Source organism: Streptococcus hyointestinalis, from assembly GCF_041225505.1.
GTDB lineage: Bacteria > Bacillota > Bacilli > Lactobacillales > Streptococcaceae > Streptococcus > Streptococcus hyointestinalis_B.
The window spans coordinates 66,555-83,038 of the sequence record NZ_JBCLSK010000004.1; the positions used below are offsets into that span (position 1 = coordinate 66,555).

Annotated in this window: 17 protein-coding genes; 16 read left to right on the top strand and 1 reads right to left on the bottom strand. The window is 46.4% G+C overall.

Annotated elements, in window-relative coordinates; all coding sequences use genetic code 11:
* Window positions 1–9 precede the first annotated feature (9 nt).
* The 9 genes from leuB to AALA56_RS02070 all read left to right on the top strand — a co-directional run bounded on the left by leuB (window position 10) and on the right by AALA56_RS02070 (window position 7,880).
* A complete protein-coding gene (leuB, locus tag AALA56_RS02030) occupies window positions 10–1,047 on the top strand; it encodes a 3-isopropylmalate dehydrogenase (protein ID WP_369908534.1) in 1,038 nt (345 codons plus the stop codon).
* Window positions 1,044–1,331, top strand: a complete 288-nt coding sequence (locus AALA56_RS02035; RefSeq protein WP_369908535.1) for a DUF1294 domain-containing protein — start codon at window positions 1,044–1,046, stop codon at window positions 1,329–1,331. Before leuB ends, AALA56_RS02035 begins: the two co-directional genes overlap by 4 nt.
* Window positions 1,309–2,691: a 3-isopropylmalate dehydratase large subunit gene (gene leuC, locus AALA56_RS02040; protein WP_369908536.1), complete on the top strand. Its 1,383-nt coding sequence runs from the start codon at window positions 1,309–1,311 to the stop codon at window positions 2,689–2,691. Before AALA56_RS02035 ends, leuC begins: the two co-directional genes overlap by 23 nt.
* 11 nt (window positions 2,692–2,702) lie before the next feature.
* Entirely contained in the window at window positions 2,703–3,305 is a 603-nt protein-coding gene (gene leuD / locus AALA56_RS02045) for a 3-isopropylmalate dehydratase small subunit (RefSeq protein ID WP_369908537.1), read from the top strand.
* Window positions 3,306–3,437: 132 nt separating this feature from the next.
* Window positions 3,438–4,223, top strand: a complete 786-nt coding sequence (locus AALA56_RS02050; protein WP_369908538.1) for an L-threonylcarbamoyladenylate synthase — start codon at window positions 3,438–3,440, stop codon at window positions 4,221–4,223.
* 107 nt (window positions 4,224–4,330) lie between these two features.
* A complete protein-coding gene (locus AALA56_RS02055) occupies window positions 4,331–5,377 on the top strand; it encodes a zinc-dependent alcohol dehydrogenase family protein (protein ID WP_369908539.1) in 1,047 nt (348 codons plus the stop codon).
* 80 nt (window positions 5,378–5,457) lie between these two features.
* Window positions 5,458–5,955 carry a GAF domain-containing protein gene (locus AALA56_RS02060; RefSeq protein ID WP_369908540.1) on the top strand — a complete coding sequence of 166 codons (498 nt, stop codon included), beginning with the start codon at window positions 5,458–5,460 and terminating at the stop codon, window positions 5,953–5,955.
* Window positions 5,955–7,625 carry a DNA polymerase III subunit gamma/tau gene (gene dnaX, locus AALA56_RS02065; RefSeq protein ID WP_369908541.1) on the top strand — a complete coding sequence of 557 codons (1,671 nt, stop codon included), beginning with the start codon at window positions 5,955–5,957 and terminating at the stop codon, window positions 7,623–7,625. Before AALA56_RS02060 ends, dnaX begins: the two co-directional genes overlap by 1 nt.
* Before the next feature lie 60 nt (window positions 7,626–7,685).
* Window positions 7,686–7,880, top strand: coding sequence for a DUF3272 family protein (locus AALA56_RS02070; RefSeq protein WP_164683264.1), 195 nt, complete (start codon window positions 7,686–7,688; stop codon window positions 7,878–7,880).
* Here AALA56_RS02070 and AALA56_RS02075 read toward each other — a convergent pair.
* A complete protein-coding gene (locus AALA56_RS02075) occupies window positions 7,852–8,640 on the bottom strand; it encodes a biotin--[acetyl-CoA-carboxylase] ligase (protein WP_369908542.1) in 789 nt (262 codons plus the stop codon). The genes AALA56_RS02070 and AALA56_RS02075 overlap by 29 nt on opposite strands.
* 191 nt (window positions 8,641–8,831) lie before the next feature.
* Between AALA56_RS02075 and metK the strand changes: the two genes are divergently transcribed.
* The 7 genes from metK (at window position 8,832) to AALA56_RS02110 (ending at window position 16,394) form a co-directional block, all read left to right on the top strand.
* The gene (metK, locus tag AALA56_RS02080; protein WP_369908543.1) at window positions 8,832–10,022 is read left to right on the top strand and encodes a methionine adenosyltransferase; all 1,191 of its coding nucleotides are present in this window, start codon (window positions 8,832–8,834) and stop codon (window positions 10,020–10,022) included.
* A gap of 152 nt (window positions 10,023–10,174) precedes the next feature.
* Complete coding sequence (locus AALA56_RS02085) at window positions 10,175–11,395, top strand: L-lactate MFS transporter (RefSeq protein ID WP_369908544.1); 1,221 nt, start codon at window positions 10,175–10,177, stop codon at window positions 11,393–11,395.
* 153 nt (window positions 11,396–11,548) lie between these two features.
* Complete coding sequence (locus tag AALA56_RS02090) at window positions 11,549–12,811, top strand: UDP-N-acetylglucosamine 1-carboxyvinyltransferase (RefSeq protein ID WP_369908545.1); 1,263 nt, start codon at window positions 11,549–11,551, stop codon at window positions 12,809–12,811.
* Window positions 12,812–12,924: 113 nt separating this feature from the next.
* Entirely contained in the window at window positions 12,925–13,554 is a 630-nt protein-coding gene (locus AALA56_RS02095; RefSeq protein ID WP_369908546.1) for a GTP pyrophosphokinase, read from the top strand.
* A complete protein-coding gene (locus tag AALA56_RS02100) occupies window positions 13,554–14,234 on the top strand; it encodes a response regulator transcription factor (RefSeq protein ID WP_369908547.1) in 681 nt (226 codons plus the stop codon). The genes AALA56_RS02095 and AALA56_RS02100 overlap by 1 nt, the downstream gene beginning before the upstream one ends.
* A 25-nt stretch (window positions 14,235–14,259) precedes the next feature.
* Window positions 14,260–15,489: a sensor histidine kinase gene (locus AALA56_RS02105; protein WP_369908550.1), complete on the top strand. Its 1,230-nt coding sequence runs from the start codon at window positions 14,260–14,262 to the stop codon at window positions 15,487–15,489.
* Window positions 15,490–15,503: 14 nt separating this feature from the next.
* Complete coding sequence (locus AALA56_RS02110; RefSeq protein ID WP_369908548.1) at window positions 15,504–16,394, top strand: lactate/malate family dehydrogenase; 891 nt, start codon at window positions 15,504–15,506, stop codon at window positions 16,392–16,394.
* The last annotated feature ends 90 nt before the right edge of the window (window positions 16,395–16,484 follow it).

Below are 16,484 nucleotides of genomic sequence, written 5' to 3' on the forward strand. Positions count from 1 at the left end.
GAGGTGTTTATGACAAAGAAAATTGTGACCCTAGCAGGCGATGGTATCGGTCCAGAAATCATGGCAGCAGGACTAGAAGTTCTAGCTGCTGTGGCGAAAAAGACAGGCTTTCGCTACGAGATTGATGACAGAGTGTTTGGCGGAGCAGCCATTGACGCTGTTGGTGAACCTCTGCTAAAAGACACGCTTGAGGCAGCCAAGTCTGCAGATGCTATTTTACTAGCCGCTATCGGAAGCCCTAAGTACGACACATCGCCAGTACGCCCTGAGCAGGGATTGCTTGCTATTCGTAAAGCGCTCAATCTCTTTGCCAATATCCGTCCGGTGCGTATTTTCGAGGCGCTAAAGCACTTATCGCCACTTAAAGAGGACATTATAAGAGATGTTGATTTTGTTGTCGTGCGTGAGCTGACAGGTGGTATCTACTTTGGCGAACATCATCTTGAGGATGACAGCGCACAGGACATCAACGCCTATGCTGCTTTTGAAATCGAGCGTATCGTGCGCAAAGCTTTTGAGCTAGCCAAAGAGCGCAAGCAAAAAGTCACTAGCATTGACAAGCAAAATGTCCTTGCCACCTCAAAACTCTGGCGTAAAGTCGCTGACCAAGTCGCAAAAGACTACCCAGAAGTGACCCTAGAGCACCAATTGGTCGATAGCGCAGCTATGCTCATGATTACAAATCCTAGCCGATTTGACGTCATCGTGACGGAAAATCTCTTTGGTGACATTTTGTCTGACGAGTCCAGTGTCCTACCAGGTACGCTTGGTGTTATGCCGTCAGCCAGCCATTCTGCTAATGGACCAAGTCTTTACGAGCCTATTCACGGCTCTGCACCTGACATTGCTGGGCAAAATATCGCCAATCCGATCAGCATGATTTTGTCTGTTGCCATGATGTTGCGTGACAGCTTTGCAGAAAAAGAAGCGGCAAGCATGATTGAAAGAGCTGTTGAGAAGACTCTGTCAGCAGGCATATTGACCGAAGACCTTGGCGGCAATGCCAAAACAAGCGAGATGACACAGGCGATTATTGACAACCTATGAGACTATATCTTTTAGTGGTGCTTGTGTGGAATAGCTTTGTCTTTTGCTGCTATGGTTATGATAAACGGCAGGCTAGAGTGAGGGGCTGGCGCTTGTCTGAAAAGAGTCTCCTCACCATGACTTACTGTTTAGGTGGTGTAGGAGCTTATCTCGGTGCTCTTGTCTTTCATCATAAGACAAGAAAGTGGTACTTTCAGCTGAGTTGGGCGCTAGGTATTATCGTGCTGTTACTGGTTAGCTATTATCTTTGGAGGATGACAAATGAGTGGAAAATCCATTTTTGATAAATTGTGGGAACGTCATGTAATTACAGGTAGAGAAGGTGAGCCGCAGCTCATGTATGTCGACCAGCACTATATCCATGAAGTGACAAGTCCGCAGGCTTTTGACGGTCTGAGAGAAGCTGGGCGCAAAGTGCGCCGTCCAGACCTGACCTTTGGGACTTTTGACCATAATGTCCCAACTGTCAATATCTATGATATCCGTGATGTCATCTCCAAGGCGCAGATGGATGCCCTTGCTCGCAATGTCAAAGAATTCGGCATTCCGCATGTGGATCATGGCTCAGAATTGCAGGGCATTGTTCACATGGTTGGACCAGAGACGGGACGTACTCAGCCGGGGAAATTTATCGTCTGCGGCGACAGCCACACAGCCACACATGGCGCTTTTGGTGCTATTGCCTTTGGGATTGGAACGACAGAAGTGGAGCATGTCTTTGCGACGCAAACGCTCTGGCAAGTCAAGCCAAAGAAACTCTTGGTGCGCTTTGTTGGGCGTTCGCAAAAGGGTGTTTATGCTAAAGACTACATTTTGGCTTTGATTGCTAGATACGGCGTGTCTCTTGGTGTCGGTTATGTGGTGGAGTATCAAGGCGAGGCTATCTCCAACCTCAGTATGGAAGAGCGCATGACCATTTGCAACATGTCCATTGAGCTTGGGGCTAAGATGGGGATTATGAATCCCGACCAGACCACCTATGATTATCTAAAGGACAAACCGCATTGTCCAAAGCGTTTTGACGAAGCGGTCGCTGACTGGAAGACTCTGGTGTCCGACGAGGATGCGACCTATGACAAGGTCATCACGCTTGATGTGTCAGAGCTAGCGCCGATGGTCACTTGGGGCACCAATCCCTCTATGGGTGTGGCTTATGGCGAAGCCTTTCCAGAGAGTCGTGACCTCAATGACGAGCGTGCCTATGCTTACATGGACTTAGAGCCGGGACAAAAAGCCAGTGATATCGAGCTGGGTTATGTCTTTTTAGGCTCTTGCACCAATGCCAGATTGAGCGACCTTCAGGTGGCAGCTCGCTTTGTCGAAGGCAAGCACATCGCTCCCAATATGACTGCCATTGTGGTGCCTGGCAGTCGTCCTGTCAAACGAGCTGCCGAACAACTGGGACTGGATAAGATTTTCAAGGAAGCGGGCTTTGAGTGGCGTGACCCAGGGTGTTCTATGTGTCTTGGGATGAATCCCGACAAGGTACCAACGGGAGTACACGCCGCCTCTACCAGCAATCGTAACTTTGAAGACAGGCAGGGTGTTGGTGCACGGACGCACCTCTGTAGTCCAGCTATGGCAGCAGCGGCAGCTATTTTTGGACGCTTTGTCGATGTGAGAGAGCTAGAAGAAGCCACTTAGCAAGGAGACCTATGGAAAAATTTACCGTTTACACAGGGACTACAGTTCCCTTGATGAATGATAATATCGACACTGACCAGATTTTGCCCAAGCAATTTTTGAAGTTGATTGATAAAAAAGGCTTTGGCAAGTATCTCATGTACGAATGGCGTTATTTGGATGACAATTATACGGAAAATCCCGATTTTATATTCAACCAAGCGCCCTATAAGAATGCAGGCATTCTCATCACAGGGGATAATTTTGGAGCAGGCTCGTCACGTGAGCACGCTGCTTGGGCGCTGGCTGACTACGGTTTTCGAGTGGTGATTGCAGGCTCTTTTGGTGACATTCACTACAATAACGAACTCAACAACGGGCTTTTACCTATCGTTCAGCCAAGAGAGGTGCGTGAAGAGCTGGCTAAGCTCTCACCAGAGGAGACCATAACGGTTGACCTTGAAAAGCAGTTACTCATCACACCTATTGGCGATTTTAGCTTTGAGATTGATGGTGAGTGGAAGCATAAGCTTTTAAATGGCTTAGATGATATCGGCATTACCTTGCAGTATGAGGAATTGATTACAGCCTATGAAAAGAAGCGACCAGCTTATTGGCGTGACGATGAAAAATAATTTTTGAAAATTTAGAAAAATACTTGAAAAGTCAGAATTGACATGATAAACTAAGTTTTATAAGTCATTTGTTTGTCAAAACAATGATGATACTATTAAAAAGTTGAAAATAATACAGAAGAGGAAAACAAGATGACAAAACACATTCAATGGGATGGCAATCTTTCGCAGGAAGGATTTGAGATTATGCGTGGTGAGGGTGGCGTTATCGTCTGCCCGACAAAAGTTGGCTACATTATCATGACAGCTGACCGAAAAGGTTTGGAGCGTAAGTTTAAAGCTAAAGAGCGTAACCGCAACAAACCAGGTGTCGTGCTTTGTGGTTCAATGGACGAGCTTCGTAGTCTAGCACAGCTCACTCCCGAAATCGACGCTTTTTACCAAAAACACTGGGATGAGGACATCCTTCTTGGTTGTATCCTTCCTTGGCGTAAAGACGCTTACGAAAAGCTCGTTGCCATTGGTGACGGACGTGAAGAACTCATGACAGACGTGCGTGGTACCTCATGCTTTGTCATCAAGTTCGGTAAAGCTGGTGAGCAATTGGCAAAAGAAATGTGGGAAAAAGAAGGGCGTATGGTCTATGCATCGTCAGCTAACCCATCTGGTAAAGGAAACCGTGGTAAGGTCGAGGGTATCGGTGAGCGTATCGAGTCTATGGTTGACCTTGTCATCGAAGCAGACGACTATGTAGCGTCTATCCAGCCAGATAAGACGGTTGAGACACGTTACGAGCAAGGGGTTATGGTGTCTATGGTGGATAAGGATGGTAAGCTCATCCCTGAGCAAGGCGCAAGCAGTCGCTCAATTACACCATGCCCAGTCGTTATCCGCAAAGGGCTTGACATTGATAAAATCATGATGCACTTGTCAGATACCTTCAACTCTTGGGACTATCGTCAAGGCGAATACTACTAAAATTATCATACCTATTGGTTATGGTAAGCCATAACTAATAGGTATTTGTTATTTTTAAGGTAAAAGCTTATAATGGGAGACAAACAAAGAGCAGAAAGGAAAATACAATGAAAAAAGCTGTATTTATCAAAGAAGGTCAAGTAGCTATCCAAGAAGCTGCCATGCCAGAAATCATAGAGCAAGACGATGCGGTCATCCGTGTGGTGCGCACTTGTGTTTGCGGGTCTGACTTGTGGGCTTACCGAGGAGATGACGCCAAAGAAGCCGGTTCAGACAATTCAGGACATGAAATCATTGGGATTGTTGAAAAGGTTGGCGACGCTATCAACACGATAAAGGCAGGAGATTTTGTCATTGCTCCTTTCACGCATGGCTGTGGGCATTGTGCTGCTTGTCGTGCGGGATTTGAGGGAGGCTGTCAAAGTCATTCTGCTGCAACTAACTTCTCACACGGCTATCAAGCAGAGTATGTGCGCTACACCCATGCTGATTGGTCCTTGGTCAAAATCCCAGGTCAGCCCGACGATTATAGCGAAGGTATGCTAAAATCCTTCCTAGCACTAGCAGATGTGATGCCAACGGGCTATCATGCTGCACGTGTGGCAAATGTCAAGGCAGGCGATACGGTTGCCGTTGTCGGTGATGGTGCGGTTGGTCTGTGTGCGGTTATCGCAGCCAAACTGCGTGGCGCTAAGCGCATTATCATCATGAGTCGTCACGAAGACCGTCAACAGCTCGCTCTTGAGTTTGGGGCGACAGATGTCGTGGCTGAGCGTGGTGAAGAAGGTATCGCTAAGGTTCTGGAATTGACAAATGGTGACGGTGTGGATGCGGCGCTTGAGTGCGTGGGGACACACTTGTCTACCGATACAGCTATTGCCATTACTCGTCCGGGTGCAGTCGTTGGACGTGTCGGTGTCCCTCACACAGGCGACATCAACATGGGCGATTACTTTATGAAAAACACTATCTTTGCCGGTGGTCCAGCTTCTGTGACGACTTATGACAAGGCGGTGCTTTTAAAGGCAGTGCTTGATGGTGACATCAACCCAGGAAAGGTCTTTACGCAAACCTATTGTCTTTCTGACATTGACCAAGCCTATAAGGACATGCAAGAGCGTAAGACTATCAAAGCCATGATTACCATTGATTAGTAAAGGCAAGATGAGTTTCTCATCTTGTTTTTTACTTACATTTAAAGCGTTTGTGTGGCAAATGTGCTATAATAAACAGTATGGAAAAAGCACGAAAAAAAGAAAACTATCAGCTCATGTTAGCGCAGGCAGAAGCGCTATTTACAGGGGAAACAAATGTTATCGCAAACCTCGCAAACGCCTCAGCTCTGCTAAGAGAAACTCTGCCAAACACCGTTTTTGCTGGCTTTTATCTCTACGACGGAGATGAGCTTGTCCTAGGTCCTTTTCAAGGACACGTCTCTTGTGTACGGATTGCGCTTGGTAAGGGTGTCTGTGGTGAGGTCGCTCAGTCGCAAAAAGCGATGATTGTTGAGGATGTGACCAAGCACGCTAACTACATCGCCTGCGACTCAGCAGCAAGAAGTGAGATTGTCCTGCCTATGCTAAAGGACGGGCATTTGCTGGGTGTTTTAGATTTGGATTCTCAGAAAGTAGCAGATTATGACGACCTTGACCTAGACTTTTTGCAGGCATTTTTAGATATTCTGTTGTCAAGGACAGAGTGGGACTTTTCAATGTTTGAGGTGAGAGCATAATGTATCAGGCTTTATACCGTAAATACCGTAGCCAGACTTTTGATGAGATGGTGGGGCAGTCGGTTATCTCAACCACGCTCAAGCAAGCGGTGGCGTCAGGTAAGATTAGTCATGCTTATCTTTTCTCTGGACCACGTGGGACAGGGAAAACCAGCGCAGCTAAGATTTTTGCTAAAGCCATGAACTGTCCCAATCAAGTGGACGGCGAGCCCTGCAATCACTGCGATATTTGCCGAGATATCACCAGCGGTGCGCTTGAGGATGTTATCGAGATTGACGCGGCGTCCAATAACGGTGTCGATGAAATCCGTGACATCAGAGATAAGTCGACCTATGCTCCGAGCCGTGCGACCTACAAGGTGTATATCATCGACGAGGTGCACATGCTCTCAACAGGTGCTTTCAACGCTCTTTTGAAAACGCTAGAAGAACCTACGGAGAATGTCGTTTTTATTCTAGCGACGACGGAATTGCACAAGATTCCAGCGACTATCCTCTCTCGTGTACAACGCTTTGAGTTCAAGGCGATTAAACAGCAGGCGATTGAAGAACACTTAGCTTCTATTTTGGAGAAAGAAGTGATTAGCTATGAGAAAGAAGCGCTGACGCTTATTGCCAGACGAGCTGAAGGGGGAATGCGGGACGCCCTGTCTATTCTCGACCAAGCGCTGAGTCTTAGCGCTGACAATCGTGTGACGCTTGCCATTGCTGAGGAGATAACGGGCAGTATCTCTTTGCGAGCTCTAGACGAGTATGTCTATCATATCGCTCAAAAAGATGCCAATAAAGCGCTGGAAAACTTGGAGACGATTTTTGATAGTGGCAAGAGCATGAGCCGTTTGGCGACGGATTTGCTGGTTTATTTGCGAGATTTACTGGTGGCAAAAGCAGGCGGGAGCTTGTCTAGCCAAACCGAAGATTTCAAAGAAAATATGTCCTTAGACAATGACATGCTCTTTGAGATGATTGACACGGTCACCGAGCAGCTTGGTGTCATCAAGTCTGCCAGTCAGCCAAGGATTTATGCCGAGATGATGACTATTCAGCTGGTCGAGCTAGCAGAAAGTAAGACTACAACTTTACCAGAAAGTGTCGCTGAAAAGCTGGATAGTCTGCGTAGCGAGATAACAGAGCTCAAGCAAGAAATAGAGCGCTTGCGCACGCAGACGCCAAAAGCTAGCAGTACTCCTGCCAGAGCTAAGAGTAGCTTTACCTACAAGGTAGACCGAGCTAAGATTTTGACCATCATGGAAGAAACGGTGGTCGACAGTCAGAAGTCACGGAAGTACCTCGAAGCGCTCAAGAGCGCTTGGAATGAAATCTTGGACAGCATTTCCGTTCAGGACAGGGCGCTTTTACGTGGTTCAGAGCCAGTGCTAGCCAATAGTGAAAATGCCATTTTGGCTTTTGACGCTGCCTTTAACGCCGAGCAAGCCATGAAACGCTCAGACCTCAACGCTATTTTTGGTAATATCATGAGCAAGGTCGCTGGCTTCTCACCAAACATCTTAGCGGTTGGGCGTTCGGATTTTAACAGCATTCGTGGAGAGTTTGCTAAGCAGCGAAAAGTGCAGCAGCAGGACCAACCTGCTGAGGAAAACATTTTAGACTCCACCATCCCAGAAAATTTTCACTTTCTAGCAGATAAGATTGAGCTGGTGGAGGATTAGAACTAAAAGAGAGACTAGTACAACTAGCCTCTCTTTTTGAGAATGTGGTATAATGGTTTTATGAACATACAACGTTTTTTACTGACAGCTGTTCTTTGTGCAGCTGAGACTTACTTTATGAATGAAGCTTTTTTTGCAGGGTCTTATTTCTTTGCAGGCGTTTGGGCATTTTTGCTGTATCGTGATTTGCGTCGTGCTTATCTCGTCTCAAAAGCGACAGACGCTATTATTGATTTGACCAAGAATCAAGACTAATCTCACCGCTTGAGAGGTATTTGACCTCGCCATTGTCTAGCTCTACGACAAGTGTCCCTGAATTGAGGATGTCTGTGGCAAGACCTGAAAAGCGCTTGCCATTTTCACTAAACTGCACTCTCTGTCCAAGTACCAGCGATTTTTCCTTATAAATCTTGATATGGTCATACTCTGGAATGGTAAAAAAGAGTCGCCAAATCTCTTTGATGAGGGCATTTCGGCTGATAGAGGGCGTGTCGTCAAAAAGACTGCCTGCTTTTTCTTGTAACTCCACTGGGAAGTCTGAGATAGCAAAGTTTATCCCGATACCGATGATGACACCGTCTGTTTGCCCTGTTTTCTTATTGGTTGTGGTTTCTGTTAGGATACCAGCGATTTTTTTACCATTGCGGTAAATATCATTGACCCATTTGATCTGTGTGTCGATGTGGGTCAATTTTTTAATCGCTTTGACGATACTAGAAGCTGCCATCATGGTGTAGGTAGACAGCTCTTTTTCGGCTTTTACTGGCAGGTAGAGAGACATGTAGATACCTTGATTATTGCTGGCAAAAAAGGGACGTGAGAAGCGCCCGACAGCTGCTGTCTGGTGGTTGGCTATAAAGAGATGAGGAAGCACGAGGGCTTCTTTTTCTTTGGCTTTTTTGGCGTCGAGCTGTGTGGACTGGCTATTTTCCATCAAAGTCACTGAAAAAGCGAGCTCTTTTTGCAACCACTGGGGGTCTAATCTATCTGTGTAACTTGTATTTCCTTTTGTCATAAGACCATTATACAATAGTTTTGGCGAAATACTGATATAAAGTTTTTATCAAAAATCAGGTGTCAGCTATTTCTATAAAGGCTAAAAAGTGTTATACTTAAACAGTTATTAAGTCCCGATAAGGTGACCGCTTTATTTGGTCAGTGCTTTGTAACTTTTTAACACACTATTTATTAAAAGGGGGACCGTTCATGTCAGAACGTAAATTATTCACTTCGGAGTCGGTGTCTGAGGGACATCCAGACAAGATTGCCGACCAGATTTCAGATGCTATTTTAGATGCGATTTTGGAAAAAGACCCAGAAGCGCACGTGGCAGCAGAGACAGCCGTTTATACAGGGAGCGTCCACGTTTTTGGTGAGATTTCCACAACAGCCTATGTGGACATCAACCGTGTGGTGCGTGATACTATTGTAGAGATTGGCTATGACAAAGCAGAGTACGGCTTTTCTGCGGAGTCTGTCGGGGTTCATCCGTCACTGGTTGAGCAGTCGCCAGACATTGCCCAAGGGGTTAATGAAGCTCTTGAAGTGCGTGGCAATAAAGACCAAGACCCGCTTGATTTGATTGGTGCGGGTGACCAAGGACTCATGTTTGGCTTTGCGGTAGACGAGACGCCAGAGCTCATGCCACTACCTATCTCGCTTTCTCACAAGTTGGTCAAAAAACTAGCTGATTTGAGAAAGTCAGGCGCTCTGTCTTACCTGCGCCCAGATGCTAAAAGCCAAGTCACTGTCGAGTATGATGAAAATGACCAACCCGTGCGTGTGGATACCGTCGTCATCTCAACCCAGCATGACCCAGACGTGACCAATGAGCAAATCCAAAAAGATGTGATTGAGCAAGTGATTAAGGCTGTCATTCCAGAAAAATATTTGGACGAGGACACCAAGTACTTCATCAATCCGACAGGGCGCTTTGTTATCGGTGGACCTCAAGGGGACTCAGGATTGACTGGTCGCAAGATTATCGTTGATACCTATGGTGGTTATGCTCGCCATGGAGGCGGTGCCTTCTCTGGTAAGGATGCGACCAAGGTAGACCGTTCGGCTTCTTATGCGGCACGCTACATTGCTAAAAATATCGTCGCAGCCGGTCTAGCTAAAAAAGCAGAGGTTCAGCTGGCTTACGCTATCGGTGTGGCTCGCCCAGTATCAGTGCGCATTGATACATTTGGGACAAGTGCGGTTGCTGAAAGCAAGCTAGAAGCGGCTGTGCGTGCTATTTTTGACCTGCGCCCAGCAGGTATCATCCAGATGTTGGATTTGAAACGCCCCATTTACAAGCAAACTGCAGCCTACGGACATATGGGACGTACAGACATTGACCTTCCGTGGGAAAAAGTGGACAAGGTTGAAGCACTTAAAGCAGCTGTGCAATAAAATGAAAAGTTCCTGTAAAGGAGCTTTTTTATCACGTAACAAAGAAAGCGTTTTCCAGTCAAATGAATTGGTTTCTAGGTGAAAAGCTGTTAGACTAAACACGAACGATAAAACAAAAAAATAATAAAACGTTCATATATAAGGAGTTTTTCATGCAGAAAACCAATCGCTATATCGTTGCTATTTCGGGCATTATCCTGCACTTGATGTTGGGGTCAACTTATGCTTGGAGTGTCTATCGCAATCCTATCATGGAAGAGACGGGCTGGAGTGCATCGTCCGTTGCTTTTGCCTTTAGTCTGGCCATTTTCTTTCTCGGATTGTCGGCTGCTTTTATGGGGCGGCTGGTAGAAAAGTTCGGACCACGGGTGACAGGGACCATTTCCGCTGTTCTCTATGCGCTGGGCAATATCTTGACAGGAGTTGCCATTGATAGACAGGAGTTGTGGTTGCTCTACTTTGCTTATGGCATTTTAGGCGGTTTGGGACTGGGTGCTGGCTATATCACGCCTATCTCTACCATTATCAAGTGGTTTCCAGATAAGCGGGGGTTAGCGACAGGTCTTGCCATTATGGGACTTGGCTTTGCTTCGCTGTTGACAAGTCCTATTGCTCAAGTCTTGATTGCTGATTTTGGTGTCAGCAAGACCTTCTACATCCTAGGGGTCATCTACTTTGTGGTTATGTTTGTCGTCTCACAATTTATCAAAAGACCGACCGAAGAAGAGCTTGCCAGTCTGTCTAAAGCAAGCACTAAAAAACATTCTACCACACCTGCTGAAAAAGGCATGACTGCTAATCAAGCCCTAAAAACAAAAGAATTTTACCTGCTTTGGCTTATGCTTTTTATCAATATTTCCTGTGGATTGGGTTTAATTTCAGCAGCGTCACCTATGGCGCAGGACATGACTGGTATGTCAGCAGAAGCAGCAGCTCTTATGGTTGGTATCCTAGGACTCTTTAACGGCTTTGGGCGTCTTCTCTGGGCAGCTTTGTCAGACTACATCGGACGTCCTCTGACCTTTACGCTTCTGTTGGTGGTGAGTCTTATCATCTCTGCGCTGCTGTTGGTCGCTCACGCACCGATTATCTTTATCATTGCTATGTCCCTTGTCATGACTTGCTACGGTGCTGGCTTTTCGCTTTTGCCGGCTTATCTGAGTGATATTTTTGGGACAAGAGAGCTAGCAGCCATTCACGGTTTTGCTCTGACGGCTTGGGCAATGGCAGGTTTGGCAGGTCCTATTTTGCTGTCGTCCACCTATGAGCTTTTTAACAATTACACCACTACTTTGCTGGTTTTCATCGTTATCTACCTCATCGCTCTTCTTTTGTCACTCTATCTGACAAGACTTGTCAAAAAGAATGCCTAAGACAAAAAGCTGCTTTAGCAGCTTTTTTATTCTCTTGATTGACAGATTGATAAAATTTCGTAGTAGGAGAAACTAAGGGCAAGTTATTGCTAAAGAGGTAGGCTTGTGGTAAAATGAAAAGGTTGAATTCATGTATAAGAAAGATTGGACAGTATGCGAAAAATTGTAATTGAAGGTGGCAAGTCTTTAAAGGGTGAAGTGGTGATTTCGGGCGCTAAAAACAGCGTCGTTGCCCTCATTCCAGCCATTATCCTAGCAGATGATGTCGTGACATTAGACGGCGTGCCTGCCATTTCAGATGTGGAAAATCTCATTGGTATTTTGCTAGATATGGGTGTGCATGTGGAGCGTTGTGGAACAAGTCTCACCATTGACCCAAGAGGGCTCAAAGACATGCCCTTGCCCTTTTCAAAAGTGACAAATCTCCGAGCGTCTTATTACTTTTACAGTAGCCTTTTAGCCAAGTTTGGGCGTGCGATTGTAGGGCTTCCTGGAGGGTGCGACCTTGGTCCACGTCCTATTGACCTGCATTTAAAAGCCTTTGAAGCTATGGGAGCGCAAGTTTCCTATGAGGGTGAGGTCATGCGCATTGCCGTTCCAGAAGGTGAGGAATTGCACGGAGCGCACATTTATATGGATACTGTTTCTGTTGGTGCAACCATCAACACCATGATTGCAGCCAGCAAGGCAAAAGGACGCACGGTTATTGAAAATGCCGCCCGTGAGCCTGAAATCATTGATGTGGCGACCCTGCTCAATAACATGGGCGCTCACATTCGTGGGGCGGGGACAGATACCATTACTATCGTCGGTGTCGAGGAGTTGCACGGTACACGTCATCAGGTCATTCCAGACCGTATCGAGGCAGGTACTTATATCGCTCTTGCGGCAGCTATTGGCGAGGGGATGCGTGTGAGTAATGTCCTCTACGAACACTTGGAGTCCTTTATCGCTAAGCTTGAGGAGATGGGTGTTCGTATGACGGTCGAAGAGGACGCTATCTTTGTTGAAAAGCAAGACAGCTTGCGTGGTGTTTCCGTCACAACCGCGCCTTATCCAGGTTTTGCGACAGATTTGCAGCAACCGCTGACACCGCTTTTACTAAAAGCTGATGGGCGTTCACAGGTGATTGATACCATTTATGAAAAAAGGGTCAATCATGTGCCAGAACTCGCTCGTATGGGAGCTGACATCAGTCTTGTTGGCGGTCGTATCGTAGCGCATGGACCAAATGAGCTAACAGGGACACAGGTTGCTGCGTCTGATTTACGAGCTGGTGCTGCTTTGGTTATTGCTGGCTTGATGGCAAAAGGCAAGACAGAGATTACCCATATTGAGTACATCCTGCGTGGCTATGCCAATATCATTGATAAATTGCGTGCGCTGGGTGCGTCCATTACCATCGTTGATGAATAAGAGCAAAAAGTGGTGAAAGAGACTTTCATCGCTTTTTATTGATGACCTTTTAAGGTGCAATTCCTCTTTAGTGTGCTATAATGGATAGAAAGTAACGATAAGAAAGGCAAGTTATGGATACCAGTATTTATGGGGAATACGAACCCTATTTGCAGGAGATTTTAGAGACCTTTAGCCAGCGTATCATGGCTGAAAACAAAGCCCAAAAAGCAAAAACAGGCTACAAACTCTATGAGCATTTCAACGCTCGTATCAAAGCAGAGGACAGTATGCGTGAAAAGTGCCGGCGAAAAGGTCTGCCAGAAACCGAACAATCAGCGCTCAAAGTTATTCGTGACAGCATTGGTCTACGGATTATCTGCGGTTTTGTGGATGACATTTATAGACTGGTGGAGCTTATCAGAAACTACGAGGATTGTAGGATTGTCACTGAAAAGGACTATATCTTACATGCCAAGCCCAATGGCTATCGCTCTTATCACTTGATTTTAGAGATTGAGACGGACAGACCAGATTGTGAGGGCAATCAGCCAGGGCGCTATTTCATCGAGATTCAACTGCGCACGATTGCGCAGGATTCTTGGGCGAGTCTCGAGCACCAGATGAAGTACAAGCACGAGATTAAAAATCCCGAGAGGATCGTGCGTGAGCTCAAGCGCTGCGCTGATGAGATGGCGTCAGTTGATTTGACCATGCAGACTATTAGACAGCTTATCGTGGAGAGTAGCAAGGAGGAAGAGTAATGCGGGTATTGATTGCAGAAGATGAAGTGCAGATGGCACGAGTGCTAAGCACCGCACTAGCCCATGAGGGCTACAAGGTTGATGTGGCACAGGATGGGCAGATGGCAGTAGATATGGCAAGCCAAAACGCCTATGACGTTATGGTCATGGATGTCATGATGCCAAAGAAAACAGGTATCGAAGCCGTTGAGGAAATCAGACAGTCAGGCAGTCAAGCGCACATCATCATGCTGACGGCAATGTCTGAGATTGATGACCGTGTGACAGGATTAGACGCTGGAGCAGATGACTATCTCACCAAGCCCTTTTCGCTAAAAGAGTTGCTGGCACGCCTGCGCTCAATGGCAAGACGAGTGGATAGCTTCACGCCTAATATCCTTGAGGTTGGCAGCGTTACACTTAACGTCGGTGAGCAAGAGCTGAGCAGTGAAAACACCATTCGCTTAGCTGGTAAAGAAGCCAAAATGCTCGAGTTTTTCATGCTCAATGTCGGCAAGACTCTCTCAACCGAGCGTTTGTTTAACCATGTCTGGTCAAATGACGCTGATGGTGTCGACAGCGGCTATGTCTTTATGTACGTGTCTTATCTGCGTCAGAAGCTGAAATCTATCGGTGCTAACTTGGACATTATCGGAGATGAGGGACGTGATTACACCCTAGTTGAGGTTTCGCATGAATAGGACGCTAGCTTTTTTCCGACTCAATATGTTTCAAAGGCTGCGCTTGCAGTTTATCGCCATCGCAACAGCAGCTGTCTGTGTTATTTTGGGGACGGTTTTTGGCATTACCACGCTAGTCGTTGACAATCAGAGCAACACCCAAATTAACAATATCCTAACCGTTCTCTCAGACAATGGCGGTGAATTTCCAAAGCTCTCTGAAATCAGTCAAGCTCTGGGCGAGCCTGTGACGGAGGACACGCTGAGTCGCTATTCTTATTTCAGTGCGACCTTGTCTCGAAACAACGAGATAAAATCGCTCAATACTGACCACATCAGAGCTTTGAGTGAGGATGAGGTTGAGAGCTACAGCAATGATATTTTTGACATTGGTGATAGTGCGGGGCGTCTTCGTATATCGGGTGTGCCCTATGCCTATAAGGTCACCAAGCAAAAAAACAACACTTATCTACTGGTGGTGCTGGACGTTTCGGTCTTTACTTCCACATCTTATCGCCTGCTAAATACCGCTGTCTGGCTGAGTATCGTCTGTCTTGGTTTCTTTGTGGTGGTGATTGTCGTCTTTTCTGGGCGTGCCATTCGTCCTTTCGTTAATAATTACAAGAAACAGCGCCGCTTCATCACTAATGCAGGGCACGAGCTCAAAACGCCTCTAGCGATTATCTCTGCCAATACTGAGCTTGAAGAACTCATGAACGGAGAGTCTGAGTGGACTAAGTCCACTAAAGACCAGATTGTTCGCCTGACAGGGCTTATCAATAGCTTAGTCACGCAGGCAAGGCTAGAAGAGCAGCCGGAGTTGGTGCTAAAAGATTTGGATTTTTCAGCCATCACAGAGGATGCGGCTGAGGACTTTAAAGGACCAGTTATTCGTGACGGCAAGTCCTTTGAGATGTCCATCCAGCCCAATATCCATGTCAAGGCAGAGGAGAAATCCCTCTTTGAGCTGGTGACTTTGCTAGTGGACAATGCCAATAAATACTGCGATCCAGAAGGCACAGTCAGTGTGACTCTGACCAAACCAAAGCGCAGCAGACGAGCTCGCTTGGCAGTCTCAAACACTTATGTGGCTGGGCGTGATGTGGACTACAGTCGCTTTTTTGAGCGCTTCTATCGAGCGGATGAGTCGCACCATAGCGAGACATCGGGCTATGGTATTGGTTTGTCCATCGCAGAGAGCATGGTGCATTTGTTTAAAGGGAGTATCAAGGTCACTTATAAAGATGACACCATTCATTTTATTGTCTTTTTATAGTAAAAGGAGAAGGTATGCACAAGGTAGGAATCATTGGTTTAGGAAATGTCGGAAGCACTCTAGCAAATAATCTGGTACAGTCTGGAGCTGTTGATGAGCTTGTTTTGATTGATAAAAGGGAAGATAAGCTCCTAGCAGACAAGCTGGACTTGGAGGATAGCTTTGCTGCAAGTAGAGGTTTTGTCACTATCAGGACAAATGACTATACAGCTCTTTCTAATGCAGAGATTTTAGTCATCTCGGTTGGTGACATCAAGGCTTACTTCGGAGACAATCCCGACCGCTGGGTGGAGCTAGAAATTAACCGCAAGAATGTCAAAGACATCGCTGAAAAGCTAAAAGCAACTGCTTTTGCTGGCATTATCATCGTCATCTCAAATCCTTGCGACGCTATCACGACATTGCTCCAAAAAGAGCTGGATTATCCAAAGGAAAAAATCTTTGGGACAGGAACTTTGCTGGACACCAGCCGTCTGAAGAGACAGCTCTGGCAGGAAACTGGTATCAATCCCAGCTCGCTATCAGGTTATGTGCTTGGTGAGCATGGGGATTCGCAGTTTATCGCTTGGTCGACAGTTGATACGGTTTTGCTGTCTGGTATTGAGCCTGTCAGCTTTGAAGAGAGCGTACGCAAAGGCGGTCAGGCAGTCTTTAATGGCAAACGCTACACCAACTTTGCCATCGCCAAGTGTTGCCAACAGCTGATTGAGACCATTTTCCAAGATAGCCGTAGTGTCTATCCTGTCTCGACTTATCATGAGCAGTTTGGAGTCTATCTCAGCTATCCAGCTATCGTTGGTAGAGGCGGCATTGTCTCCACTTACCCCTTGTCCTTGAGCGAGGAGGAAGAGAAAAAGCTGTCCCTATCAGCCCAAGCTATTCTATCTAAAGCACATCCAAAGTAAAAAAGTAGTCTAGGGCACTGCACCCTTATAATGGGACACAAGAAAAACACATTCATGAGGCCAGTTTTCTGTACTTTACAGGAGACTGGT